Source organism: Aeromonas sp. TECH754 (genome assembly GCF_056279295.1).
Genome location: NZ_JBWBRA010000001.1, coordinates 4,415,596 through 4,439,886, shown reverse-complemented (window position 1 = coordinate 4,439,886; position 24,291 = coordinate 4,415,596). Strand labels below are relative to the sequence as shown.

Sequence of the window (24,291 nt, the reverse complement as noted above, 5' to 3'; positions counted from 1 at the left end):
CACAACCATCAATACTGCTTGGTCTTTGAGGCAAACCCCGCCAGGAAGAGACCGGTCAGGAACATGCCGCTAAACGCCTCTATGGCAGACAACAGCTGCAGCGGCGAGGAGGTCTGGGAGATATCCCCATAACCGAGGGTCACGAAGGTCACGATGCTGAAGTAGAGGGAGCGGCCGAGATGACCATGGGTGACCGACTCCGGCGCCAGAAAATAGGTCAGGGTCGCCAGCAGGATCACCAGCATCGACAACAGCAGGCTTCTGATCGGTCGCTCGCCAAAACCCCAGGTGATGAAGCTGATGAACTTGGCGCCACATCGGAGGTAACACAGCAGGGAGAGCACGGCTTTTCGCAGGATGCCGCCCCGCAGCCAACGCTCCTTGAACAGCTCCCGTGGGCTCGCCAGCGACTTCATCTCGTGCACTTTCTCCTGGTAATAGCACTCGCCGGCATCGACGGTATCCCCCACGCTGGAGAAGAGTCGCTTGGCATTGCGGTACAGCTTGCTGGCCTCGCTGTGATCGATGCGGCCATTCTCGTTATAGACGACCTGCACCTTGTCCAGATTGGTGTGCTCCATGGTGGCATCGAAGCTTTTGGCACTCACGCTGAAGTTCTGCAGCACGGCCCGGGAGGAGTGAAACCGTATCTCCTCGCACTCGATGGTGAAGTCCTGGAACACCCCGTCCTCCAGCGCCAGCTCCCGCTTCTTGGCCCAGGCCCGGTGATCCCACAGCAGGGAATCAAACAGATCGAGGCCAATGACCCCGCCGTTTATCCGCACCCCCTTGGCCGAGCAGTGCCACAGATAGACCTTGGAGTTGTTGATGGCGCCGTCCAGGGAGAGCTCGTCGAGGCAGGTGAAATCCAGCAGGCGACCGGAGATGATGGGGCTCTTCAACTCGACGCCACCGATGTTGAGCAGGCGGTGCTTGCCCAGCACCTGTGCCTCCCCCTTGTTGTTCTCGGAGACGGACAGCAGGCTCTGCACCCGCTTGGTCTCGGCGTTGCCGTGCTTGTTGGCCAACCACATGAGGTAGGGCTCGAAGCGTGACTCGGAACGGATGAGGCCGCTCTTGCGCAGGGACTCCAGCGCACTTGAGGCGGTCTCATAGAGCCTGATCTTGTCGTCGCTCATGTAGACGCAGAGGCTGAGTACGCAGCGCGAGCTGATGAATCTGGCGATCCCAATCTGGAAGATCACCTGTTTGTCGACCTGCTGCTCGGCCATCCAGTCGTCGAAATGGGGCAACGATGCCACCAGCAGATCCCAAATCAGCGGATAGTCATTCTCCCGGCGCCACGCATTGAACTGCTCGGGGGAAAGCTGCCAAAGCTCCATCGCATTCATACATTACCTCGATAGCAAAGATGTCCTGCCAGGCATCGTCAGGAAGAGTCATGGTTCTGAAGGCCTTGGCCTGCTGCAGGGGAAACGGCATTGTGGACGTGCGTCACGCCGCCATACCAGGCGAGCAGCATAAGCCAAGTCACTGATAGGGAACATAGAAAAGGAAAAATGGCGACAGCCTGGTGCGAAACGAGCAGAAAAAATGAACCGCTGAGGCAATGTCGGGAGGCCACGAGCGCAACCGCTCGTTTGGGCAAACCCGTCCGGGCAAGCGCCATTGCGGCTCCTGCATCCGTTCCCGGATCTGGCAGACGAAAAAGCAAGAGGGGATGCCGTGGCATCCCCTCTTCGCATCCTCTGACCGGGTCAGATTACTGCTGCACTTCCTGTACGCCGGAGACGCGGACTTCGACGCGACGATCCGGTGCCAGACAGGTGATCAACTCGTTCTTGCCCTTGACGCCGTCACACTGGGTGCCGGTGACCGGGTCGGCTTCGCCGCGACCTTCGATGGCAATCTTGCTGGTGGCCAGACCCTTGCTGACCAGGAAGTCGGCAACGGTGCGGGCACGGGCTTCGGACAGCTTCTGGTTGTAAGCCTCGGAACCGATGCGGTCGCTGTAACCCACCACGACGGCGCTGCCATCTTTGGGCTGGAATTCAACGATTTGCTTGTACAGACCATCCAGAGCCTCGACACCTTCTGCCTTCAGATCGGCTTTGCCAAAGGCAAACAGCACGTCGGAATTCAGGGTGAAGTTCTTCTCCACGATCACGGGAGCCGGGGCTTCTTCAACAACCGGAGCGGCAACCGGGGCCACGTAGGAAGTGCGGAACGGGTGGTATACCGCTTCCAGGGTCGCAACGCTCTGATTGCTTTCGTACTGCATACCGGTGTCGCTGGTCAGATCAGCCACGTCCCACATGTAGCGATAGCGTGCCTGCAGATCCCAGGCATCATTCAGCTTGTAGGTCAGACCCACACCGGCCATTGGAGATACTTTGCTGTCGCTCACACCCAGACCGTGGGTATGACCCCAGTAGGCACCGGCTTCACCAAACAGGGAGAAATCTTCGCCCAGCGGCAGACGGGCGATACCGGACAGGGTGCCACCCTGGCTTTCGTAGGCGTTGTCGTTGATGCCGCTACTGGTGTTGCCACGACCGGCATACTGGTAGCCCAGCTCGGCCGCGAAGATCTCGTTGAAGTTGTAACCAACGAAGGCATTACCGGCAAACGCGTCTTCGGTACCGCTCTCTACGCCTTCGATCTTGTTCAGGCCGTTGAAGTGGGCAGCACCGATACCGGCACCAAAGTAGACATCATCGCTGGCTTGCGCCGTCGTGGCCGCCAATGCCAATGCAATCCATACAGGTTTCAGTTTTACGTTCATCGTATAGCCTCGTAAATGCTAGTTGTGGGCAAGCGTTGCCCTTGTTATGTATGAGGCCATTGTACGGATGAAAACATGTACAGGAGCTTAAGCGAGGGGGCGATTTACTGACTGTTTTTAATATACTTTCTACCCGATCCGGCACCTTCCTGACGGCCTCCCCATTGTTGCGCCATCCTCCTGGTGTCTGGCCACGGACCTAGCTTCGCCGGGCAGACCGGGGCTGATGATGAGTTGGCGGGTGGGATACTCAAATGAAAAAGAGCGCCAACGCGCCCTTGATGTTTCTCTGACAGGCAAGTCGATCAGCCGGTCAGATCCTTGATGGTCTGGGTCGGACCGTTGGCCTGCACCGACTGGATGCCGCTCTGGGCCGACGCCTTGCTGGCGTACATCTGGCTGGAACCGATGATCTGATGGTTCCTGGCTCTCAGCGTGAAGTGATACTGGCCGTTGGTCCCCTCTTTCAGATCGTATTGCCCCGCCTCGGGAGAATTCGTCTGCACCGACTGGATACCGTTCTGGGCCGCCGCCTTGCTGGTATACATCTCACTATTGAGGATCACCTGATCGTTGCCGGCCTTGAGGACAAAATAGAACTGGTCGTTCCTGGCCAGTTTCAGTTCATAACTTCCCATCGCTCTCTCCTTGTCGTCAGTGGTTACGCCTATCAGGCTAGCCCGCTTTTCATGGGCGGCGACGACGGGGAATGAGAAACATAAAAAAAGACCCTTGTCTTGCGACAAGGGTCTCTTGAATGGCTCCTCCTACTGGACTTGAACCAGTGACATACGGATTAACAGTCCGCCGTTCTACCGACTGAACTAAGGAGGAATTGTACTTTGGAGACCAGATATCGCTATCTCATCATCCTTTATTTGGTGCCCAGAGACGGAATCGAACCGCCGACACGGGGATTTTCAATCCCCTGCTCTACCGACTGAGCTATCTGGGCAAATGGTGCCGGCTACCGGAATCGAACTGGTGACCTACTGATTACAAGTCAGTTGCTCTACCTACTGAGCTAAGCCGGCACACTTTAACCTACTGTGCATGAACACATTTTTATTTCATGGCACCAAAACTTGGTGCCCAGAGACGGAATCGAACCGCCGACACGGGGATTTTCAATCCCCTGCTCTACCGACTGAGCTATCTGGGCGTGGGCGCTATTAAACGGATTTTAAGGCAGGTGGTCAACGGGAAATTTTACTTTTCGTCTCGTTCGTCTCTTTTTTGCGCAGCATCACTCATTTTGGGCACTTCTGCCGCCGAAGCCGCACCCCGTCGGCCCCAGACACGGGACTCCTCCCCCTTCAGCAGGCGGGTAATGTTCTCGTGATGACGGATCAGGATGAGGCAGGAGAGCAGCGACACCGGCAGGGTGTATTCCGGCTTGAGCAGATAGGTAAAGAGTGGCGTCAGCAGCACGGTAACAATGGAGGCCAGCGACGAATAGCCGCTCACCAGCAGCACCAGCAGCCAGGTGACGACTGCGGCGCCCCCCATGGCGAAGCCGATGGGCAGCATGGTGCCCAGCGCCGTGGCGACACCTTTGCCGCCCCGGAAGTGGAAGAAGAGGGGATACATGTGACCGAGGCAGGCAGCCACCCCGATGAAACCGAGATAGACGGGTTTGATCTGCAAAAACCAGGCGAGATAGACGGGAGCCATGCCCTTGAGCATATCGAGCAGCAGCACGATCAGCGCCGCCAGCCGGCCACCGAGGCGCAGCACATTGGTCGCCCCCGGGTTGTGGGAGCCGTGGTCACGGGGATCCGGCAGACCCGTGATGCGGGAAACCAGCACGGCACTGGACAGCGAGCCGCCCAGATAGGCCAGAATAATCATCAAAATCGTCAGGGCCGTCATCTTGGTCGTTTTTACCACGATATGAATGGGGTATGATGCGGGCCACATTCTCCGGCTTGGGATTGCCCGAAAGCGTGTCACCCAACCCGGTTGCCAGCGGCAATCTGCTTGCCAGACCTGCATCCCTGCGCTGTGTAAACAGCCCATCAAGAGTAAAGAAGAAGTACTGTCATGGACAAGGTGTTTATTCGCGGACTCGAGGTTTTGACCACCATAGGGGTATATGAGTGGGAGAAAGGCATACGCCAGAAGCTCTGTTTCGATCTCGAGATGGGTTTTGACAACCACCCAGCCGCCGCAACCGACGATATCAATCTGGCACTGGATTACGCCACCCTCTCACGCAAGATCTGTGATCACGCAGCCGGTACCATAGTCGAACTGGTCGAGACCATGGCCGAGCAGGTCGCCGCTCTGGTGCTGGTCGACGAGCGGGTGCAATGGGTCAAGGTGGTGCTGACCAAGCCGGGTGCCGTGCCCAACGCCGCCGGCGTCGGCGTCGAGATCCTGCGTCATCGCACCCCGGCCTCGAGTGCCCAGTGATGCTCATCTACATCGAGGGTGGCAGGATCCGGGAGGTGATGGCATGACCCGCATCTACATCAGTCTGGGCTCCAATATCGAGCGTAATCGCCACATCCGGGCCGGGCTCGACGCCCTGCAGGCCGAATTTGGCGAGCTTGCCGTGTCGCGGGTATTCGAGAGCGCGGCGGTGGGCTTTGCCGGCCGCCCCTTCTACAACCTGGTGGTGGGGGCAGACACGGTGTTGCCGCTGGCAACCCTGTGCCAACGGCTGCGAGCCATGGAGTTCGCCCACGGCCGCGAGCCGAACGCCAAGAAGTTCGCCCCGCGTACCCTGGACCTGGACCTGCTGCTCTACGGGGATCTCGTCTGCGAGAGCCCGGTCGCGCTGCCCCGTGGCGAGATCCTCACCAACGCCTTCGTGCTCTGGCCGCTGGCCGAGCTGGCGCCGGCGCTGCGCCATCCCACCGATGGCCGCACTCTGGGCGAGCTGTGGCAGGGCTACGACAAGGCCTCCCAGCAGCTGTGCCCCATTCCCTTCCTGTGGGAAGCGTGCGAGTTGCAGCATCATTGATCGACGAGGGCCCCAGGGGCCCTCGTTGTTTATCTGCCGTCCGCTTATCCGTCATCAGCAATGGTGATTGGGCCCAAGCCGGGATGGCTGGCAGTATGGCCTGACACAGGAGATCACCATGCCACTCGATACGATCCACGACTTCAACTGCCGGCTGCTGGCCGAGCTGCCCCACCAGCGTTATCAGCACGAACCCATCCTGGATTACGCCACCGACGAGCGGGTCAAGGCTCGCCTCGGCTGGCAGGCCGAATTCAGCAAGACCCTGTTTCTCAAGTTCAAGGATGGCCGCTTCGCCCTGCTGCTGACCCACAGGGACGGGCGGCTGGACAACAAGGCGGTCAAGGCGAGTCTCGGCGCCAAACCCTCCATCTGCACCCCCGAGGAGATGCAGGCCGAGATTGGCTGCCTGCCGGGGGCCGTCTGCCCCTTCCTTCCCCGCGCCGACATCCCCCTGCTGGTGGACTCCGCCCTGCTGGACCACGCCGCCTTCACCTGGACGCCGGGCCACCCGGAGCAGACCTTCCTGCTGAGCACCGAGCACCTGGCCAGCGTGCTGGCACAACTGCCTTGCCCGGTCAGCTACCTGCCAAACGCGCAGGCCTGATAGCCTCTTCCCGCATCCCGCCAGACCCGCACCGAGGAGCCTAGGCGCTCCTCTTGTCCTGCTTGGCCAGCTGGGCGAAGATCAGCGCCGCCAGCATGGACATCAGCCCGATGCACAGATAGGTGAGCTGGAAGCCCGCGAGCCAGCGTTCGCTGCCCCCGCCCGGCTGGCCGACGGAGAAGAGTCCGAGCAGGCTGGCGGCGATGGCCACCCCCAGGCTCATGGAGAGCTGCATCACCACCGACAGCAGACCGTTGCCGCTGCTGGCATGCTCCGAGCTCAGATCCTGTAGCGTGAGGGTGTTCATGGCGGAGAACTGCAAGGAGTTGATGGCGCCAAACACCGCCAGCCACACCAGCAGCACCCCATGGGGCACCTGATTGTCGATGAAATAGAAGCTGGCGATCATGACCCCCAGCGCCAGGGTGTTGCCGATCAGGATGCGGCGATAACCGATGCGGGGAATGAGCTTGTTCACCAGCGTCTTGGTCAGCATGGCGCCGATCACGGTCGGGATCATGGTCATCCCCGCCTTGCTCGGCGAGAAGCCCAGCCCCAGTTGCAGGAACAGTGGGGTCAGGAAGGGCATGGCGCCACTGCCGAGGCGAGCAAACAGGTTGCCCCAGATGCCGATGGCAAAGGTCGAAGTCTTGAACAGGGCCAGACTGAACAAGGGTTGCTCGGCATTGGCGGCATAGAGCCAGTAGCTCGCCATGGCGGCGAGGCCGAACAAGACCGCAAACAGCGCCCAACCGGTAGAGATATTATGCTCTCCAAGCCCCTGCAAACCGACGGATACCAATACCATACCGACGCTGAATAGCACGAAACCCTGCCAGTCAAACTTGGCCGTGTGCTGGCGCAGATCGGGCATGAAGCTCCAGCTGGCGATGAAACCTATCAGCCCCACCGGCAGGTTGATGAGAAACACCCAGTGCCAGCTTGCCACTTCCACCAGCCAGCCCCCCAGCGCAGGGCCGATGAGCGGCCCCAGCAGACCCGGGATGGTGACAAACGACATCACCCGCAGCAGATCATGCTTGCTGTAGACCCGCAACACGGCGAGCCGTCCGACCGGCATCAGCAGCGCCCCGCCCACCCCTTGCAGCACCCGGGCCGCCACCAGCATGGGCAGGGTGTTGGCGGCGGCGCAAGCCAGGGAGCCCAGGGTGAACAGCAAGATGGCGGCCAGGTAGACCCGGCGGGTACCGAATCTGTCCGCCAGCCAGCCGGAGGCGGGAATGAGCAGCGCCACCGTCAGCATGTAGGCGATGACCACCGACTGCATCTGCAGTGGGCTCTCCCCCAGCGCCGCCGCCATGCTGGGCAGCGCGGTGTTGAGTATGGTGCCATCGAGGGTCTGCATGAAGAAGCCGACCGCGGTCAGCAGGGGCAGCCACTTGCGCTGGGCCGGGGTAACCATCGGTGAACTGTCGGACATAAGCAACCACCTCCTCTTGACCTAAAAAGAGACCCGCGCTCGCTGTTGAAAACGGGGGCGGGTCACATCAGGATATCAGGCATCCGGCTGGCCAAGCATGGCTCTGAGCCGTTCTTCCAGACTGGGCTCGGGGGCCTTGAGAGTCTCGAGGAACAGGGTCTCGATCCCGCTTCGGTCCCGGCTCTTGACGATAAACACCAGCCTGGACTGGGCGCGCCCTTCCGGCCAATCCCCCAGGGTCTGCAGCGGATAGAGCTGACCGTGAACGCCGTGGATCACCACCGGCTGACTCTCCCCCTCCAGGGACAAGATCCCCTTGAGCCGCAGCAGAGCATCCCCGTACTGCGCCTGCACCGCATCGATGGCGGCCAGCAGCCGGGACGGCTTGAGCGGCTCACCGATGCGCAGGGAGAAACTCTCGATGTTGCCGTGCTCGAAGTGGGTCGGCGCCGCGGTGCCCACCTTGGCAGTCAGCGGCGTCAGCCTCGGTTGCAGCGGTGAGGCCAGCCCCTGTTTGGGGGACTCGGTACGCAACCAGGCCAGCAGCTGGCGCACGTCACGCCCCGCCGCCTCGTTGTAGGCGCCGAGCTTTTCCAGCACCGTCGGCGACAGCTCGCCATTGCATGCCCGCTGGATCGGCGCCGCCGGATTCAGGCTGGCAAGCTGGGACTCGACCCGTGCCAGGGTCTCCTCATCCACCAGATCGCCCTTGCTCAGCACCAGCAAGTCCGCCAGCGCCACCTGCTTGACCGCCTCGTACTGGGCCGCCAACTGCTGCTCGATATGGCCGGCATCCACCACGGTCACTGTGCCATCGAACCGATAACGCTGGGCGATGAAGCCCTCTTCCTTCAAGGTAAACAACACGGGAGCGGGATCCGCGAGGCCGGTGGTCTCGATGATGAGCCGCTTGAACGGTTTGATTTTGCGCTGGATGGCCTTCATGAAGAGCCCCTGCAGTGCCTCCACCAGGGAGCCCTGTACCGAGCAGCAGATGCAGCCGGAATCGAGCAGTATCACCTGCTCGTCCACCTGCTGCACCAGATGATGATCCAGCCCCACAGAGCCGAATTCATTGATCAGCACGGCGCACTCACCGAGTTCCGGCTGCTTGACCCAGTGGTTGAGCAAGGTTGTCTTGCCGCTGCCGAGGAAGCCGGTCAGCAGGGTCACGGGAATGCGGGTGTCTTGCATATCGGTCATATCGGGTATTCACCTTGAGTCGGCAGGCTGATGCGCGCGGATGCCTTGCATGTCAGTCATGGAAAAATCTTAGCGGTTGGCAAATAGATCGCCGAGCCAGCGGTTCTCGAAGCGGCCATGGGGGTCCAGCTCGGCCTTGAGGGCCAGGAAGTCGTGCCAACGCGGCAGCAGGGCCGGGAAGTCGTAGAGATCCATCGCCAGGTGCTTGCCGAAGTGGGGAATGCCGCCGAGCGGTACCAGCAACTGCTGCAACTCGCGCATCTGCTCCATGGAGCCCCCCACAAAGGTGCCGTCCGCCGCCAGATAGACCAGAAAGCCAATCCAGCACACCGGCTTGCCATAGGCGGCGCTGAGCCAGGCCTCTGACGCGCCTGTACACCGCAGGATAAAGGGGTAGTGCAACACGCCGGGGTTGGCCTCCTGCCAGGCTTGCAGTATGGCCAACGCCTCGCCCATGCGCGCCAGGGGCACCGCCACCTCGCAGTTGATCTGGGGCGCCGGTATCCCCTTGCAGAGGATCTGGTAGACGTTGCCCACCAGATCCGAGGCATCCTTGAAGCGGCGCACCGTCTCGAAGTGCTCCCCTGCCCGCGCCTCATCCTTGGTGTCTTTTGCCATCTTCTGCAGGGTGGCGTCTATGGTGGCATTCATGGATGCGTCGCCATTGCCCTCCAGCAGCAGCGGCTCGCTGCCGGCGGCGCGATAACGGGCCACCTCCTCGTCGGAGGCGGGATCCACCAGCCAGATATGGCTCTCACCGGTCCAGGCAAACCACCAGCTCTTCACGAAACTGTGCTCGCGGTTGAGCCGCTCGTTGTGCTCGAGCAGGAAGCCATAGTCGGTACTGAATTTGGTGCAACGCATGATGCGGTTTGGCACGGTTCGCAGGGTGACGTCCAGCAGGATGCCCAGCATGCCCATGCCCATCACGAAGGCCCCGAAGCGCGGATCCGTGCGATCGACCCGCAGGATATCGCCATTGGCCAGCATGATGGTCAAGGCCTCCACCGCATCGCACAGGGAGGACTGGTGCAGCCCCTGGCCGTGGGTGCCGGTGCTGAGGGCCCCGCCCAGCGTCTGGATGCCGATGACGCCGGGGGACGCGGGCAGCATCCGCTCCATGGCGATGAGATCGGCATAGATGGTATCGAGTGGCGTGCCCGCCTGATAAGTGACGCTGTGGTCATCCCTGGCAAGCGGCCCGCGCAGGTGATGCAGATCCACCAGCAGCGCCTGATGGCCTTCGGCATAGACGCTGTGGATGGGCTCAAAGGAGAGGCCCGAGCCTATCAGCCGCAACTTGCGGGCCGGGTGCTCGCGCAGCAGCGCTTGCAGCTCGTCGCGATTCTTGGGGCGCCACACCTGATCCAGCGCACCGAGCGGGTTGGTTCTGGACCAGTTGAACAGCACCTCCCGATTGTTGATCGCCTTGATGCTGTGGAATGCCTGGAACCTGACCGTCATGCTGCGCCTCATCGAACCTCAATGTGAGCGCCAATTCTACCGAAAAGTCGCCCGCAAGGCATGGAAAACAAGCCCCTACCGTCGGGGTTGGATAAGGGGGATGACTCCCCCACTCCCTCAGCGCGATTGCTGGGTCAGTGCCAGCAGCATGCCGAATCCCACCAGCAGGCCGCCAAACACCCGGTCGATCCAATGGCGCACCGCCAGCAGACGGGCCCGTACCGACGCGGTGGAGAAGAAGAGTGCCACAGCACTGAACCAGGCCCCGTGGGCCAGCACTATGAAGGCGCCATAGCCGAGCTGGACCGCCAGCGGCGTCTGCGGCTGCACCACCTGCATGAACAGGCTGACGATGAAGATGGTGGTCTTGGGATTGAGCACATTGGTCAGAAACCCGGTGCGCAGTGCCCCCAGGCTGGAGAGGGTTGGCTGGCTGACCACCTCCTCATGGGTCACAGGCCTGGCGCGCAGCATCTTGATGCCGAGGAAGATGAGGTAGGCGGCCCCTGCCAGCTTGATGAGGTTGAATAGCCAGAGCGACTGCTGGATCAGCAGGCCGACCCCCAGCAGGGTATAGGTGACGTGCACGCAGACCCCGGCCGCTATGCCGAGCGCCGTCAGCACGCCGGTGCGACGGGAGAGCAGCAGGCTGTTGCGCGACACCATGGCAAAATCGGGCCCCGGGCTGATGACGGCAAAGAAGGTAATGGCCACTACGGCTAACAGTTCGGTCATGAAAAAGAGTCCTGACGTAGAGAGATATCGGCTATTTTATTTGGCATCAACACCAATAACGAACGATAACTTCTGACATGAATGGTGATAATAACTCACAGAAAGACCTCTCCCTCCCCTCCCTGACGGCACTGCGCTGTTTCGAGGTGGCGGCCCGCACCGAAAACTTCAGCCGCGCCGCCGATGAGCTGCACCTCACCCATGGCGCCATCAGCCGGGCGGTGCGCCTGCTGGAGGAGGATCTGGGGATCCGGCTGTTCGAACGCCGCCAGCGCCGGGTCTTTCTGACCGAGGCGGGTGAGCGGCTCTATCAGGCGGTCAAGGAAGGGCTGGGCAGGATCCGGCAGACGGCGCAGGCGCTGCGCCAGCAGAGCCAGCCCCAGTCGCTGGTCATCTCCTGCGAGCCCACCCTGCTGATGCGCTGGCTGATCCCGCGCTGGCCCGCCTTTCAAGCCCTGCACCCCGAGCTGGACGTACACCTGATGGCGGGCGGCGGCGCCCTCAGCTTTGGCAACGGCATAGATCTCGCCATTCGGCGCAACGACTTTCACTGGCCTGATGACCTTTACAGCCAGCAACTGTTCGAGGAGCGGACCGGGCCCGTCTGTCAGCCGGGCAAGGTGACGCAGTTTTTCGAGCCAGGAGGGGAGCTGCCGGCTCTGCGCGCCTCGGCCCCCCGCCTGCACACCAAGACCCGTCCCGCCGCCTGGCAAAGCTGGCAGGCGCAGGCCGGACAGAGTGCGAGCGACGAAGCGCCGACCCAGACCTTCGAGCACTTCTACTTCAGCCTGCAGGCCGCCGTGGCGGGCCTTGGCGTCGCCATAGGCCCCTATCGGCTGGTGTGTGACGATGTCGCCGCCGGCCTGCTGGTCGCCCCGCTCGGATTCATCCCGGATGGCACCGGCTATCACCTGCTCGCCCCCGCGCCACCGATTCCCGGCAGCCCCCATGAGAAGCTGGCGAACTGGCTGCAATCCCTGAGTACCTGAGCCCTGGCAGGCAAGACAGCACCAGAGGTGGCTGTCGGCCAAACAAAAGCCCCGGCATGAGCCGGGGCTTTTTAGTGGACTGTCTGCGCCATACCGGCGCCAATCCTTATACCGCTTGCTGCAGGATCACCGCATCAGCCTTCTGGGTGTAGGAGGCGATCTCGTTGAAGTTCAGATAGCGATAGGTATCGGCTGCGGTCGCATCCAGCGTCTTGGCGTACTGCAGGTACTCCGCCACGGTCGGGATCTTGCCGATGATGGCCGCCACTGCCGCCAGCTCGGCCGAGGCCAGGTAGACGTTGGCACCCTTGCCCAGACGGTTCGGGAAGTTGCGGGTGGAGGTGGAGACCACGGAGGCGCCTTCCGCGACCCGCGCCTGGTTGCCCATGCACAGGGAGCAGCCCGGGATCTCGATGCGGGCACCGACCCGGCCGAAGATGCCGTAGTAGCCCTCTTCGGTCAGCTGATCCTTGTCCATCTTGGTCGGCGGGGCAATCCACATGCGGGTCGGCAGCTCGCCCTGGTACTTCTCGAGCAGTTTGCCGGCGGCGCGGAAGTGACCGATGTTGGTCATGCAGGAACCGATGAACACCTCGTCGATCTTGCTGCCAGCCACTTCGGAGAGCAGACGGGCATCGTCCGGATCGTTCGGCGCACACAGAATGGGCTCCTTGATGTCGGCCAGATCGATCTCGATGATTTCGCTGTACTCGGCATCCTTGTCCGCTTCCATCAGCACCGGCTTCGCCAGCCACTCTTCCATGGCCTTGATGCGGCGGGTGATGGTGCGCACGTCGCCGTAGCCTTCGGACAGCATCCACTTCAGCATGACGATGTTGGACTTCAGGTACTCGGTGATCGGCGCCTGATCCAGCTTGATGGTGCAACCGGCGGCACTGCGCTCGGCGCTGGCATCGGCCAGCTCGAATGCCTGCTCTACCTTCAGGGTCGGCAGACCTTCGATCTCGAGGATACGGCCGGAGAAGATGTTCTTCTTGCCTGCCTTCTCGACGGTCAGCAGCCCTTTCTGGATGGCGGCATGGGGGATGGCATGGACCAGGTCACGCAGGGTGATACCCGGTTGCAGCTCGCCCTTGAAGCGCACCAGCACGGATTCCGGCATGTCCAGCGGCATCACGCCGGTGGCGGCGGCGAAGGCCACCAGACCGGAGCCCGCCGGGAAGGAGATCCCGATGGGGAAACGGGTGTGGGAGTCACCACCGGTACCCACGGTATCCGGCAGCAGCATACGGTTCAGCCAGGAGTGGATGACGCCGTCACCCGGACGCAGGGAGACGCCGCCGCGGTTCATGATGAAGTCCGGCAGGGTATGGTGGGTCTGCACGTCGATGGGCTTCGGATAGGCGGCGGTGTGGCAGAAGGACTGCATGGTCAGATCGGCGGAGAAGCCGAGGCAGGCCAGGTCTTTCAGCTCGTCGCGAGTCATCGGGCCCGTGGTGTCCTGGGAGCCAACCGTGGTCATGCGGGGCTCGCAGTAGGTGCCTGGGCGAATGCCCTGCACGCCGCACGCCTTGCCCACCATCTTCTGGGCCAGGGTGTAACCCTTGCCGGTATCGGCCACTGGCTGCGGGCGACGGAACACGGTGGAGAACGGCAGACCCAGCGCCTCGCGCGCCTTGTCAGTCAGGCCGCGGCCGATGATCAGCGGAATACGGCCACCGGCACGCACCTCGTCGATCAGCACCTCGGTCTTGAGTGCAAATTCGGCCAGTACTTCGCCCGTGCCGTGACGGGTGATCTTGCCCTCATAGGGGAAGATGTCGATCACATCGCCCATCTCCAGCCGGGAGACATCCACCTCGATGGGCAGGGCGCCGGCATCTTCCATGGTGTTGAAGAAGATCGGGGCAATCTTGCCACCCAGACAGACACCACCGGCGCGCTTGTTCGGCACGAACGGGATGTCGTCACCCATGAACCAGAGCACCGAGTTGGTGGCGGATTTGCGGGAAGAACCGGTACCGACCACGTCACCGACGTAGGCCAGCGGGAAGCCGGTCTGCTTGAGCTCTTCGATGGCCTTGATGGGGCCGATCACGCCATCCTGATCCGGGGTGATGCCGGGGCGAGCGTTTTTCAGCATGGCCAGGGCGTGCAGCGGGATGTCGGGGCGGGACCAGGCATCCGGCGCGGGTGACAGGTCATCGGTGTTGGTCTCACCGGTCACCTTGAACACGGTGACGGTGATCTTCTCGGCAAGGGCCGGGCGGTTCAGGAACCACTCGGCATCGGCCCAGGATTGCATTACCTGCTTGGCGTGGGCATTGCCCGCCTTGGCCTTCTCTTCCACGTCGTGGAAGGAGTCGAACATCAGCAGAGTGTGGGAGAGGCCCTTGGCAGCAAGAGGGGCCAGGGTCGCGTGATCCAGCAAGTCGATCAGCGGTTGGATGTTGTAGCCACCCTGCATGGTGCCGAGCAGCTCGACGGCTTCGGCCGCACTCAGGATGGGCGAGTGAGCCTCACCCTTGGCGATGGCGGTGAGGAAGCCGGCCTTCACGTAGGCCGCTTCATCCACTCCGGGAGGCACACGGGAAGAGAGCAGTTCTTTCAGGAAATCTTGTTCACCGGCGGGCGGGTTCTTGATCAGTTCAACCAGGGCGGCGACTTGCTCTGCATCCAGAGGTTTGGCAACTACGCCCTCGGCAGCACGTTCTGCGACGTGTTTACGGTAGGTTTCAAGCACGACTAATTCCTCTTTGGTCTTTTTTTTGGGTTCGCCCAAGCTCGCGGCGATCGTCCTTGCGGGACACCCGTAGGGTGCCCCCCACTATATAAGTTTTAACGACTAATTAAAATCCAAAGCCTGTACGCTTATCCGCCAAACCATGGTAAGCGATTAAGATCATTGATTTTTTTGCAATGAACAAAAAACACACCATTGATGAGTTAACAAAAAATCAGCATTTTAGCCTTATTCGAAGGTGGTGCCCAATTGCAGATAGAACATGTCGTGCCCCCCCTCCGCCATGCCGTAACCGAGGAAGATGGGGCCGAGGAAGCTCTCCACCCCCACGTAGACGGAGCCCGCGGTGTAGGAGGTCTCCAGGCTGATGTCCTCTCCCTTGTCCCAGACCCCGCCTTGCTCGAGGGAACCGCCGAGGAACAGCGGCGCCTTGAAGGCCCCGAAGTCATTGTCCGCCACCCGGTAGATGTAGCGCAGGCCGCTGAACAGGCTGTAGCGTCCGCTCAGCTGATAATGCTGGAAGCCGGACAAGCGGAACAGGCCGCCGAGATCCTGCACGAACAGCGGCACGTCCTCCTGAGAGGTGGAGCCGCCCCCCTCCAGCATCAGGTTGACGCTGTGGCGTCCCCATGACCAGGGCTTGACCATCGCCAGGTGATAGTTCAGCCCCTCGGTGTTCTCAGCCGGCTCACCCGCCGGCTCGAGCCTGATGTGGGAGTAGCCGCCCTTGATGTCCCAGTAGATCCCCTGATAGGGGAAGTAGCTGCTGTCGAGGGTGTCGTGCTCGAAGCGAACATAGGGACCCCAGGCGGTCGCATCCGCATCCGCATCGGACAGGTTCTGGATGTCGACGCTGCCCACCTTGCCTTCCAGGCCAAGGGAGAGTCGGCTCCAGGGCTGGCGGTTCCAGCCGATGGCGAGATCCACGCTGGTGAAGCTGTACTCCGAATCCAGATAGCGCACGTTCGTGGAGAGCACATCCTCTTCCGGGAAGAAGACCCGGCGCTGGGTCTTGTCATAGGCCAGGCTCGCCTCGCCGAAGTAGGTCTGGGAAGGCTCCAGCGGCGTGTAGAAGTCGGTCTTGAGGTGCTTGGCGGTGCCAAGTGATGCCTCGGTCAGCCACTCCCCGCCCCAGTCATTGACGTTGGTGAGCGTATAGGACATGCCGACGTTGTAGTTGGAGCTGTTCTCGAAGTCATCGGAGAAGCCGAGCTGGAAATTGAGGTAGCCCGGCCCCCAGTTCTTCTCGCTGGCATCGACCACCAGCACGTTCTCGCCGTCACGCTCCACCACCTCGTAGGTGATGCGATCGAAGGACTCCAGCGCGTAGAGGCGGCGGATACCCGCCTCCAGGCTCTCGTAGGTCTGCACCTTGTCGGGCCGCACCTTGAGCATGGCGCGCACTGTGTCATCGGAGAGGCGGGACTTGTTGATGATCTCCACCTTGTCGATGTAATAGGCCGGCTGGCCGCCGCGCTCGGCACGACGGCTCAGCTTCTGGTTGCGGTAGTCGGCATAGGCGGCAGGAGAGAGAGACAGCGCATCCAGCTGGCTGGAGGCCCGCATGGCCACCTGCTCCCCTATCTTGATCCCCTCCGGCATCAGCGTGAAGTCGGCTATCCCCATGCTGCCAAACTCCGGGCTGAGCAGCACGTCCTTGGGCTCCATCAGGGCCTTCTGCTTCTCGGTGCCGACCTGGGTCATGTAAGTGGTGAGCTGGTCTATCATCGCCAGCCCCGACTTGAGGGATTCCCGGGTACGCAGCTTGGCGCCGATGTCCACCGCGATGACGATGTCGGCGCCCATCGCCTTGGCCACGTCCACCGGCATGTTGTTGACCGTGCCGCCGTCGGCCAGAATGTGTCCCTCCCAATCCACCGGCTTGAGGGCGCCGGGGATGGACATGGAGGCCTGCATCGCCTTGGCGAGGCTGCCGTGATCCAGCACGAAGGGAGTCACCGTCTCCATGTCGGTGGCCATGGCGCGGTAAGGAATGGGCAGATTGTCGAAGCTCTTTTGCACCGGCAGGTTGGAGGTGGCATGACGCAGCAGGCTGGCCATGGACTGGCCCTGGAAGAAGCCATCCGGCAACTGGGTCGAATCGCCGTTGATGCCGATGTCGGTGCGCAGCTGGTACTTCTCGCTCTGCTGCTTCTTGCGCAGGGAGAGCTCGTCACGGCCGACCTTGTCCTGATAGCCCTTGTTCCAGTCGATGGAGAGCGTCATGCGTTCCACCTCCTCGGCGCTGAGCCCCATGGCATACATGCCCGCCACGTAGGAGCCCATGCTGGTGCCGACCACGATGTCGACCGGGATCCGCTTCTCCTCCAGCACCTTGAGCACCCCGATGTGGGCTGCGCCCTTGGCGCCGCCGCCGCTCAGCACCAGCGCAATCTTGGGCCTGTCTCCTCTGACGTCCCCTCCCTTCCCCTTGGCAGCGTCGGGACTCTGGGCCGCCGCCATCAATGGCAAGGCTGCCAGCAGGAGCATTAGCAGGTGGGTCCATCCCCGATGAAAGATGCGCATATGAGTGTCCATTGATCCGGTGCGAGCCGGGTGAGCGATGCCGCCGGCCAAGTGTTACCTACTATAAGTTGAGGAACTGTAACCGCAACTCCTTGTGCTGGCGAGATTTCATCGCCATTCGGCTGGCCACCGGCCCGAGCCGACACGGCGCCAATCCAGTCCCTGCCTGATGTGAGCGCAAACGTTAATCGACAATAAACGCCATCCTCACCTCAAGAGAGCCATCCGGCAGCCGCTAATATGAGCTCAACTTTAGGCCCACACCCGAGTCACCCTATGTTCGCAAGCCTGACACTCAAACAGAAAATTCTGGCCACCGTCATCCTGGCCGTGGCGCTATCCTGTCTGCTGGTGGGCTACTTCAGCCAGCGCTCGGCCCAGCAGTTGATCGAGACCCGCATGTTCGAGCAGGAGCTGCCGAACCTGACCCAGCGCATCGGCAAGGAGATCGAGAAGGATCTCACCTCGGTCGCCGGCGCCGCCAAACAGCTGGCCAATGATCGCTTCGTGCTGGACTGGGTCGCCCGTGGCATGCCCAAGGAGCAGGAGTCCATCCTCATCGATCAGCTCAAGGACATGACGGCCCAGTACGGCCTGGTCACCGCCTCCTTTGCCGATCGGCAGAGCGCCGCCTACTACAACCAGGATGGTTTCCTGCGCGTCCTGAATCATGACCAGGACAACTGGTTCTACGACTACACCAAGAGCCAGCAGGATCTGATGCTCAGCATCTTCCGCGAAACCAACGGCGAGGTGAAGCTGTTCGTCAACTTCCAGCAGCTCAACGGTCGCGGCCTGGCCGGGCTCGCCAAGTCCCTCGACAGTATGGTCAGCATGCTCGCCAACTTCCGCATCGGTGACAGCGGCTTCGTGTTCATGACTGACGGCAGCGGCAAGGTGAAGCTGCACCCGGACGCCGCCCGCATCGACAGAGACAGCCTGTCCCAGCTTGCAGGCTCGGGTGCCAGCAGCCTGCTGACCAAGCAGCCGTTCGCCGCGACCCACGCCGAAATCGACGGCCAGCCGGTGGTGCTGGCCACCAGCTACATCCCGCTACTCGACTGGTATCTGGTGGCCCAGGTGCCGGAGGCAGAGATCTATGCCGAGCTGGATCGGGCCCGTCTGCACATCCTGCTGGTGAGCCTCGCCATCGCCGTCGGCATGGGGCTGCTCGGGGTGCTGCTGGCCGGCTCGGTCAGCCGCCCGCTCAACGATCTGGCCCGCCTGTTCCGGGAGCTCGGCAGCGGTGACGGGGATCTGACCCAGCGCCTCAAGGTGGAAGGACGTGACGAGCTGAGCCAGGTCGCGACCGGCTTCAACAACTTCGTCGCCAAGATCCACGGCTCCATCGAGCAGGTGGCCAGCAACTCCCGCCAGCTCGCCGCCACCGCCAACGAGGTCGCCAGCAAGGCCCAGCTGACCCAGCATAACTGTACCGCCCAACGGGATCGCACCGTACAGGTCGCCACCGCCATCCACGAGATGGGTGCCACCGTCGGCGAGATCGCCGGCAATGCCTCGCTGGCCGCCGACGTGGCCAAGCAGGCCAACGAGCAGGCCGATGCCGGCGCCCTGGTGGTGGCCAAGGCTCGTCACGGCATCGTCGGGCTGTCGGATGAGATCGAGCAGGTCGCCGGCGTCATCGAGTCGCTGGCCAACCAGACCGACTCCATCGGCAGCATCCTCGACACCATTCGCAGCATCTCGGAGCAGACCAACCTGCTGGCGCTGAACGCCGCCATCGAGGCCGCCCGCGCGGGTGAACAGGGTCGTGGCTTCGCGGTGGTGGCCGACGAGGTGCGCAACCTCGCCAGCCGCTCCGCCGCCTCCACCGCCGAGATCCAGGGCATGATCAACCGGTTGCAGGAGCAGAGTGCCCGCGCCGTCAGCGCCATGACCCAGGGCCGCACCCAGAGTCTGGCGGTAGTGGCCCAGGCCGACGAGGCGGATGCCGCCCTCGGCCAGATCACCGGCCACATCACCCAGATCAGCGACATGAACATCCAGGTCGCCACCGCCACCGAGGAGCAGTCCAGCGTGGTGGGCGAGATCAACCGCAACGTAGAGGACATCAACCAGCTGACCATGGAGACCGCCGACATCGCCCACCAGCTGACCGAGTCCAGCCGCAGCCTGCAACAGCTCTCCGGCGAGCTCGACAAGCTGGTCGGCAACTTCCGGTTGTAACCCGTTCGAATGCAACAAGGGGACGCCATGCGTCCCCTTGTCATTTGTGGGCCAAAGCGGATGCCAGCCTGAGCCCTAGCCACCCTTCTTGCGGTGATACATCTGCTTGTCCGCCTGTTGCAGCAACAATTCCAGCTCGGGTGGCAACGCCGGATCATAGTGGGCTACCCCGGTGGAGCAGGTCAGCCGGTAGGGCTTGCCCGACTCCCGGTTGAAGGCCGCCAGCGCCTCGTCGAAGCGGGCCAGCACCCGTGACACCAGCTCGGGCCCGATGCCGGGCAGCAACACCACGAACTCGTCGCCCCCGAGGCGGGCAAAGATGTCGGCGTTGCGAAACACCCTGGATAGCAGCCCCGCCATCTGGCGCAGGGCGTCATCCCCCGCCTCGTGCCCCAGGGTGTCGTTGATCTCCTTGAAGCGGTTGAGATCGAGGAACAGCAGGCTCGCCTCTCTCCCCTGCCGATGGGAGAGCTGCAGGCATTTCTGCCCCAGCATGACGAAGCCGCGGCGGTTGGTGATGCCGGTCAGCTCGTCCAGAATGGCCAGCTGAATGGCCGCCAGCTCGTGCTCCACCATGCCCGCCAGATCCGCCAGCAGCGCGCGTTGACGCTCATCCAGCCGCCGCGGCATGCGGTCGATGAGGCACAGGGTGCCCACCTTGTGGCCGCCTGCGAGTTGCAAGGGGCTGCCGGCATAGAAGCGAATATGGGGATCCCCCAGCACCAGGGGATTGTCGGCGAAGCGCAGATCCAGGGCCGTATCCTCCACCACGAAGATCTCCTCGCCGAGAATGGCGTGGCCGCAGAAGGAGATGTCACGGGGCGTCTCCTGTGCATCCAGGCCGCAGCGGGACTTGAACCACTGCCGCTCCTCATCCACCAGAGAGATCAGCGAGATGGGCACCTCGAACATGTTGCGCGCCATCCGGGTGATGCGGTCGAACCGCTCCTCGGCAGAGCTGTCCAGAATGGCGAGACGCCGCAAGGCATCGAGGCGCTGTCGTTCGTAATCGGGTATGGCGGGTGCTTGCATGGGGCGATCGTCGTGTGATGTGGCAGGCCTCAGCATAGCAAGAGGCCTCGAACAAATCTCTTTTGTCATGAAAAAACAAAAAAGCCGCTCGAGAGAGCGGCTTTTTTATCAGGGCAGGAAGAGGAGGCTTATTTCTTCTTCTTGGCCTTGGCGTTCGGCAGATCGGTGATGGATCCTTCGTACACTTCGGCAGCCAGACCCACGGACTCGTGCAGAGTCGGGTGAGCGTGGATGGTCAGCGCCAGATCTTCGGCGTCGGCACCCATCTCGATGGCCAGACCAATTTCACCCAGCAGCTCACCGCCGTTGGTACCGACGATGGCACCCCCGATGACGCGATGGGTCTCCTTGTCGAAGATCAGCTTGGTCATGCCGTCGGAGCAATCGGACGCGATGGCGCGACCGGAAGCAGCCCAGGGGAAGGTGGCGACTTCGAAGTTCAGGCCCTGTTGCTTGGCTTCCTTCTCGGTCAGACCGACCCAGGCCATCTCTGGCTCGGTGTAGGCGATGGACGGGATCACTTTCGGGTCGAAGTAGTGCTTCTTGCCGGCGATGACTTCGGCCGCCACGTGGCCTTCGTGCACACCCTTGTGGGCCAGCATCGGCTGACCGACGATGTCACCGATGGCGTGGATGTGAGCGACGTTGGTACGCAGCTGCTTGTCCACTTCGATGAAACCGCGCTCGTTGACGGCAACACCGGCTTTCTCGGCATCCATCAGCTTGCCATTCGGCACACGACCGACCGCGACCAGCACGTTGTCGTAGCGCACCGGCTCGGCCGGAGCGTGCTTGCCTTCGTAGGAGACGTACAGACCGTCGGCGCGCGCCTCAACTGCGGTGACCTTGGTCTCCAGCATGATGTTGAATTTCTTGGCGACACGCTTGGTGTAGATCTTGACGATGTCCTTGTCCGCAGCGGGAACCAGCTGATCGGCAAATTCCACCACGTCGATCTCGGAACCCAGGGAGGAGTAAACGGTACCCATCTCCAGGCCGATGATGCCGCCACCGATGACCAGCAGCTTGCCCGGTACGGTAGTCAGTTCCAGCGCATCGGTCGAATCCCATACGCGCGGATCATCATGGGGGATGAACGGCAGCTTCACCGGACGGGAACCCGCGGCGATGATGGCGTTGTCGAAGGTGACGGCGGTCTTGCCGTCGTCCCCGGTCACTTCCAGCGTATTCGGGCCGGTGAATTTGCCGAAGCCGTTCACAACCTGGACTTTACGCATCTTGGCCATGCCGGCCAGACCGCCGGTCAGCTGGTTGATGACCTTCTCTTTCCACAGACGCACCTTGGTGATGTCGGTCTGGGGGGCACCGAAGACGATGCCGTGATCGGCCAGCGCCTTGGCTTCTTCGATGACCTTGGCGACGTGCAGCAGCGCCTTGGACGGGATGCAGCCCACGTTCAGGCAGACGCCACCCAGGGTGGAGTAACGCTCGACGATAACGGTATCCAGACCCAGATCGGCGGCACGGAAGGCAGCGGAATAACCGGCAGGGCCAGCACCCAGTACCACGACCTGAGTTTTGATTTCTTTACTCATCATGACCTCTTTGTCGTTCTATATCCCCGGACAGCACAGTCTTATGCCAAAAGAAGGCGGCTGCAGCCGTGAAAAAAACGGGGCAAGTTTATAATTTTGTTAATGAAATGAGAAGTGAAAAGGGCGAGCTCTGTGCTCGCCCTCTCATTTACATTTACAGAACCAGTCGACGAATGTCGGACAGCACACCACTCAGGGTGGTGATGAAGCGAGCACCGTCTGCACCGTCGATGACGCGGTGGTCATAGCTCAGGGCCAGCGGCAGCATCAGGCGAGCCTCGAACTCCTTGCCGTTCCACTTCGGTTTGAAGTCGGACTTGGAGACACCGAGGATGGCCACTTCCGGCGCGTTGACGATCGGGGTAAAGCTGGTACCGCCGATGCCACCTAAGCTGGAGATGGTGAAGCAACCGCCCTGCATGTCGGCAGCGGTCAGCTTGCCGGCGCGCGCCTTCTTGGAGATCTCGGCCAGGTCACGGGACAGCTCATGGATGCCCTTCTTGTTGACGTCGCGAACGACCGGAACCACCAGGCCCCCCGGAGTATCTACCGCCACACCGATGTGGATGTACTTCTTCATGATCAGCTTGGTGCCGTCTTCGGACAGGGCGCTACAGAAGCGTGGATGCGCTTCCAGAGCCTTGGCGGCGGCTTTCAGGATGAACACCAGCGGGGTGATCTTCACGTCCAGCTTCTGCTTCTCAGCCAGCATGTTCTGCTCTTTGCGGAACGCTTCCAGCTCGGTGGTATCGGCCTCGTCGAACTGGGTAACGTGCGGGATCATGGCCCAGTTGCGGTGCAGGGCAGGACCGGAGATCTTCTGGATCCGGGTCAGCTCCAGCTCTTCGACCGGGCCGAACTTGCTGAAATCTACCTTCGGCCATGGCAACACGCTCATGCCGTTGCCAGTGCCGGTACCGGCAGCAGGGGCAGACTCGGCGCGCTTGACCGCATCCTTCACATAAGCCTGCACGTCTTCTTTGACGATGCGACCCTTGCGACCGGACGCTTTCACCTTGGCCAGGTTGACGCCGAACTCACGAGCCAGACGACGCACGGCCGGAGAGGCGTGGACGTAAGCATCGTTGGCAACGAAATCGGAGGACGCGGCAGCCGGGGCAACAGCCTGAGCAACCGGGGCGGCAGCAGCAGCGGCAACAGGAGCCGCAGCTTGCGCAACCGGGGCGGCGGCAGGAGCGGCGCCAGCCACTTCGAACACCATGATCAGCGAACCGGTAGAGACCTTGTCACCGGCCTTGACCTTGATTTCCTTGACGATACCGGCGAACGGCGCAGGCACTTCCATGGAGGCCTTGTCACCTTCGACCGCGATCAGGGACTGGTCGGCTTCGACCTTGTCACCCACGGCGACCATGATCTCGGTCACTTCCACTTCGTCACCGCCGATGTCCGGCACGTTGACTTCTTTCGCGGCGGCGGCAGCGATAGGCGCAGCAGCCACAGGGGCGGCGGCCTGAGCCGGCGCGGCCACGGCAGCCGGAGCGGCACCAGCCACTTCGAATACCATCACCAGGGAACCGGTGGACACCTTGGCGCCAGCGGCAACCTTGATCTCGACCACGCGGCCCGCGAACGGCGCCGGCACTTCCATGGAGGCCTTGTCACCTTCCACGGCTAGGATGGACTGGTCGGCTTCGACCATGTCGCCCACGGCAACCATCAGCTCGGTCACTTCGACTTCGTCGTCACCGATGTCCGGTACGTGCACGTCTTTGCGAGCGGCAGCAACGGGAGCGGCCGGCGCAGCGGCGGCAACCGGGGCAACAGCCTGAGCCGGTGCGGCGGTAGCGCCTTCGGCTTCGAAGATCATGATCTGGGAACCGGTAGCAACCTTGTCGCCTACCTTGATCAGGATCTCTTTGACGATACCGGCGGCAGGGGCCGGTACTTCCATGGAGGCTTTGTCACCTTCCACGGCGATCAGGGACTGGTCCAGTTCGACCTTGTCACCCACGGCGACCATGATCTCGGTCACTTCAACTTCATCGGCACCGATATCCGGCACCATAATCTGTTTGGACATTGTGATTTATCCTCTTACGCGTACGTTTATCGCGTTAACCTTGGCAGCCCCATATCCAGCACTTTCTACCTGGATACAGCACTTTATCC

Annotated in this window: 18 protein-coding genes and 4 tRNA genes; 5 read left to right on the top strand and 17 right to left on the bottom strand. The window is 62.0% G+C overall.

Going from position 1 to position 24,291, the window contains the following annotated elements; all coding sequences use genetic code 11:
• Positions 1–8: 8 nt before the first annotated feature.
• The 8 genes from ACZ9IL_RS20345 to plsY all read right to left on the bottom strand — a co-directional run bounded on the left by ACZ9IL_RS20345 (position 9) and on the right by plsY (position 4,618).
• A complete protein-coding gene (locus ACZ9IL_RS20345) occupies positions 9–1,352 on the bottom strand; it encodes a potassium channel family protein (protein WP_476005069.1) in 1,344 nt (447 codons plus the stop codon).
• Positions 1,353–1,723: 371 nt separating this feature from the next.
• Entirely contained in the window at positions 1,724–2,746 is a 1,023-nt protein-coding gene (gene ompA / locus ACZ9IL_RS20340) for a porin OmpA (protein ID WP_476005068.1), read from the bottom strand.
• Positions 2,747–3,051: 305 nt separating this feature from the next.
• Positions 3,052–3,384 (bottom strand): YegP family protein, encoded by a 333-nt coding sequence (locus ACZ9IL_RS20335; protein WP_476005067.1) that lies wholly within the window; start codon positions 3,382–3,384, stop codon positions 3,052–3,054.
• A 120-nt stretch (positions 3,385–3,504) separates the two neighbouring features.
• Positions 3,505–3,580, bottom strand: a tRNA-Asn gene (locus ACZ9IL_RS20330).
• A 45-nt stretch (positions 3,581–3,625) separates the two neighbouring features.
• A tRNA-Phe gene (locus tag ACZ9IL_RS20325) sits at positions 3,626–3,701 on the bottom strand.
• A gap of 3 nt (positions 3,702–3,704) precedes the next feature.
• Positions 3,705–3,780: transfer RNA gene (locus tag ACZ9IL_RS20320), tRNA-Thr, on the bottom strand.
• Positions 3,781–3,832: 52 nt separating this feature from the next.
• Positions 3,833–3,908 (bottom strand) — tRNA-Phe (locus ACZ9IL_RS20315).
• A gap of 47 nt (positions 3,909–3,955) precedes the next feature.
• Complete coding sequence (gene plsY / locus ACZ9IL_RS20310) at positions 3,956–4,618, bottom strand: glycerol-3-phosphate 1-O-acyltransferase PlsY (RefSeq protein ID WP_476005066.1); 663 nt, start codon at positions 4,616–4,618, stop codon at positions 3,956–3,958.
• 171 nt (positions 4,619–4,789) lie between these two features.
• On the opposite strand from plsY, the gene folB reads away from it, so the two are divergent.
• The 3 genes from folB (at position 4,790) to ACZ9IL_RS20295 (ending at position 6,321) form a co-directional block, all read left to right on the top strand.
• The gene (gene folB, locus ACZ9IL_RS20305; RefSeq protein ID WP_476005065.1) at positions 4,790–5,161 is read left to right on the top strand and encodes a dihydroneopterin aldolase; all 372 of its coding nucleotides are present in this window, start codon (positions 4,790–4,792) and stop codon (positions 5,159–5,161) included.
• Positions 5,162–5,204: 43 nt separating this feature from the next.
• Positions 5,205–5,714 carry a 2-amino-4-hydroxy-6-hydroxymethyldihydropteridine diphosphokinase gene (folK, locus tag ACZ9IL_RS20300; RefSeq protein ID WP_476005064.1) on the top strand — a complete coding sequence of 170 codons (510 nt, stop codon included), beginning with the start codon at positions 5,205–5,207 and terminating at the stop codon, positions 5,712–5,714.
• 118 nt (positions 5,715–5,832) lie between these two features.
• Positions 5,833–6,321, top strand: a complete 489-nt coding sequence (locus ACZ9IL_RS20295; RefSeq protein WP_476005063.1) for a YbaK/EbsC family protein — start codon at positions 5,833–5,835, stop codon at positions 6,319–6,321.
• A gap of 40 nt (positions 6,322–6,361) precedes the next feature.
• Here the strand turns inward: ACZ9IL_RS20295 and mdtD are convergent, their stop codons facing one another.
• From mdtD to ACZ9IL_RS20275, 4 genes are all read right to left on the bottom strand, one after another.
• Complete coding sequence (gene mdtD / locus ACZ9IL_RS20290) at positions 6,362–7,762, bottom strand: multidrug transporter subunit MdtD (RefSeq protein WP_476005062.1); 1,401 nt, start codon at positions 7,760–7,762, stop codon at positions 6,362–6,364.
• Positions 7,763–7,837: 75 nt separating this feature from the next.
• Complete coding sequence (locus ACZ9IL_RS20285) at positions 7,838–8,965, bottom strand: CobW family GTP-binding protein (RefSeq protein WP_476005061.1); 1,128 nt, start codon at positions 8,963–8,965, stop codon at positions 7,838–7,840.
• Positions 8,966–9,034: 69 nt separating this feature from the next.
• Positions 9,035–10,429: a D-arabinono-1,4-lactone oxidase gene (locus tag ACZ9IL_RS20280; RefSeq protein ID WP_476005060.1), complete on the bottom strand. Its 1,395-nt coding sequence runs from the start codon at positions 10,427–10,429 to the stop codon at positions 9,035–9,037.
• A gap of 117 nt (positions 10,430–10,546) precedes the next feature.
• Entirely contained in the window at positions 10,547–11,164 is a 618-nt protein-coding gene (locus tag ACZ9IL_RS20275; RefSeq protein ID WP_476005059.1) for a LysE family translocator, read from the bottom strand.
• A gap of 77 nt (positions 11,165–11,241) precedes the next feature.
• Between ACZ9IL_RS20275 and ACZ9IL_RS20270 the strand changes: the two genes are divergently transcribed.
• The gene (locus tag ACZ9IL_RS20270; protein WP_476005058.1) at positions 11,242–12,153 is read left to right on the top strand and encodes a LysR family transcriptional regulator; all 912 of its coding nucleotides are present in this window, start codon (positions 11,242–11,244) and stop codon (positions 12,151–12,153) included.
• A 106-nt stretch (positions 12,154–12,259) separates the two neighbouring features.
• Here the strand turns inward: ACZ9IL_RS20270 and acnB are convergent, their stop codons facing one another.
• Both acnB and ACZ9IL_RS20260 read right to left on the bottom strand, forming a co-directional pair.
• Positions 12,260–14,857 (bottom strand): bifunctional aconitate hydratase 2/2-methylisocitrate dehydratase, encoded by a 2,598-nt coding sequence (gene acnB, locus ACZ9IL_RS20265; protein WP_476005057.1) that lies wholly within the window; start codon positions 14,855–14,857, stop codon positions 12,260–12,262.
• Between the two features lie 228 nt (positions 14,858–15,085).
• A complete protein-coding gene (locus ACZ9IL_RS20260; protein ID WP_476005056.1) occupies positions 15,086–17,383 on the bottom strand; it encodes a patatin-like phospholipase family protein in 2,298 nt (765 codons plus the stop codon).
• 276 nt (positions 17,384–17,659) lie between these two features.
• Between ACZ9IL_RS20260 and ACZ9IL_RS20255 the strand changes: the two genes are divergently transcribed.
• Entirely contained in the window at positions 17,660–19,570 is a 1,911-nt protein-coding gene (locus tag ACZ9IL_RS20255; protein ID WP_476005055.1) for a methyl-accepting chemotaxis protein, read from the top strand.
• A 75-nt stretch (positions 19,571–19,645) separates the two neighbouring features.
• Here ACZ9IL_RS20255 and ACZ9IL_RS20250 read toward each other — a convergent pair whose 3' ends face one another.
• The 3 genes from ACZ9IL_RS20250 to aceF form a co-directional block, all read right to left on the bottom strand.
• Positions 19,646–20,602 carry a GGDEF domain-containing protein gene (locus ACZ9IL_RS20250; RefSeq protein WP_476005054.1) on the bottom strand — a complete coding sequence of 319 codons (957 nt, stop codon included), beginning with the start codon at positions 20,600–20,602 and terminating at the stop codon, positions 19,646–19,648.
• Between the two features lie 128 nt (positions 20,603–20,730).
• The gene (lpdA, locus tag ACZ9IL_RS20245) at positions 20,731–22,158 is read right to left on the bottom strand and encodes a dihydrolipoyl dehydrogenase (protein WP_476005053.1); all 1,428 of its coding nucleotides are present in this window, start codon (positions 22,156–22,158) and stop codon (positions 20,731–20,733) included.
• A 154-nt stretch (positions 22,159–22,312) separates the two neighbouring features.
• Complete coding sequence (gene aceF, locus ACZ9IL_RS20240; RefSeq protein WP_476005052.1) at positions 22,313–24,202, bottom strand: pyruvate dehydrogenase complex dihydrolipoyllysine-residue acetyltransferase; 1,890 nt, start codon at positions 24,200–24,202, stop codon at positions 22,313–22,315.
• Positions 24,203–24,291 lie beyond the last annotated feature (89 nt).

What these genes read in the sequence shown, in the direction of transcription:
- folB (WP_476005065.1), top strand. Translation starts at nt 4,790, where the DNA reads ATGGACAAGGTGTTTATTCGCGGACTCGAGGTTTTGACCACCATAGGG.
- ACZ9IL_RS20260 (WP_476005056.1), bottom strand. Translation starts at nt 17,383, where the DNA reads ATGCGCATCTTTCATCGGGGATGGACCCACCTGCTAATGCTCCTGCTG.
- ACZ9IL_RS20295 (WP_476005063.1), top strand. Translation starts at nt 5,833, where the DNA reads ATGCCACTCGATACGATCCACGACTTCAACTGCCGGCTGCTGGCCGAG.
- ACZ9IL_RS20270 (WP_476005058.1), top strand. Translation starts at nt 11,242, where the DNA reads ATGAATGGTGATAATAACTCACAGAAAGACCTCTCCCTCCCCTCCCTG.
- plsY (WP_476005066.1), bottom strand. Translation starts at nt 4,618, where the DNA reads ATGACGGCCCTGACGATTTTGATGATTATTCTGGCCTATCTGGGCGGC.
- aceF (WP_476005052.1), bottom strand. Translation starts at nt 24,202, where the DNA reads ATGTCCAAACAGATTATGGTGCCGGATATCGGTGCCGATGAAGTTGAA.
- ompA (WP_476005068.1), bottom strand. Translation starts at nt 2,746, where the DNA reads ATGAACGTAAAACTGAAACCTGTATGGATTGCATTGGCATTGGCGGCC.
- mdtD (WP_476005062.1), bottom strand. Translation starts at nt 7,762, where the DNA reads ATGTCCGACAGTTCACCGATGGTTACCCCGGCCCAGCGCAAGTGGCTG.
- folK (WP_476005064.1), top strand. Translation starts at nt 5,205, where the DNA reads ATGACCCGCATCTACATCAGTCTGGGCTCCAATATCGAGCGTAATCGC.
- ACZ9IL_RS20335 (WP_476005067.1), bottom strand. Translation starts at nt 3,384, where the DNA reads ATGGGAAGTTATGAACTGAAACTGGCCAGGAACGACCAGTTCTATTTT.
- ACZ9IL_RS20250 (WP_476005054.1), bottom strand. Translation starts at nt 20,602, where the DNA reads ATGCAAGCACCCGCCATACCCGATTACGAACGACAGCGCCTCGATGCC.
- ACZ9IL_RS20275 (WP_476005059.1), bottom strand. Translation starts at nt 11,164, where the DNA reads ATGACCGAACTGTTAGCCGTAGTGGCCATTACCTTCTTTGCCGTCATC.
- ACZ9IL_RS20285 (WP_476005061.1), bottom strand. Translation starts at nt 8,965, where the DNA reads ATGACCGATATGCAAGACACCCGCATTCCCGTGACCCTGCTGACCGGC.
- ACZ9IL_RS20280 (WP_476005060.1), bottom strand. Translation starts at nt 10,429, where the DNA reads ATGACGGTCAGGTTCCAGGCATTCCACAGCATCAAGGCGATCAACAAT.
- lpdA (WP_476005053.1), bottom strand. Translation starts at nt 22,158, where the DNA reads ATGAGTAAAGAAATCAAAACTCAGGTCGTGGTACTGGGTGCTGGCCCT.
- ACZ9IL_RS20345 (WP_476005069.1), bottom strand. Translation starts at nt 1,352, where the DNA reads ATGAATGCGATGGAGCTTTGGCAGCTTTCCCCCGAGCAGTTCAATGCG.
- ACZ9IL_RS20255 (WP_476005055.1), top strand. Translation starts at nt 17,660, where the DNA reads ATGTTCGCAAGCCTGACACTCAAACAGAAAATTCTGGCCACCGTCATC.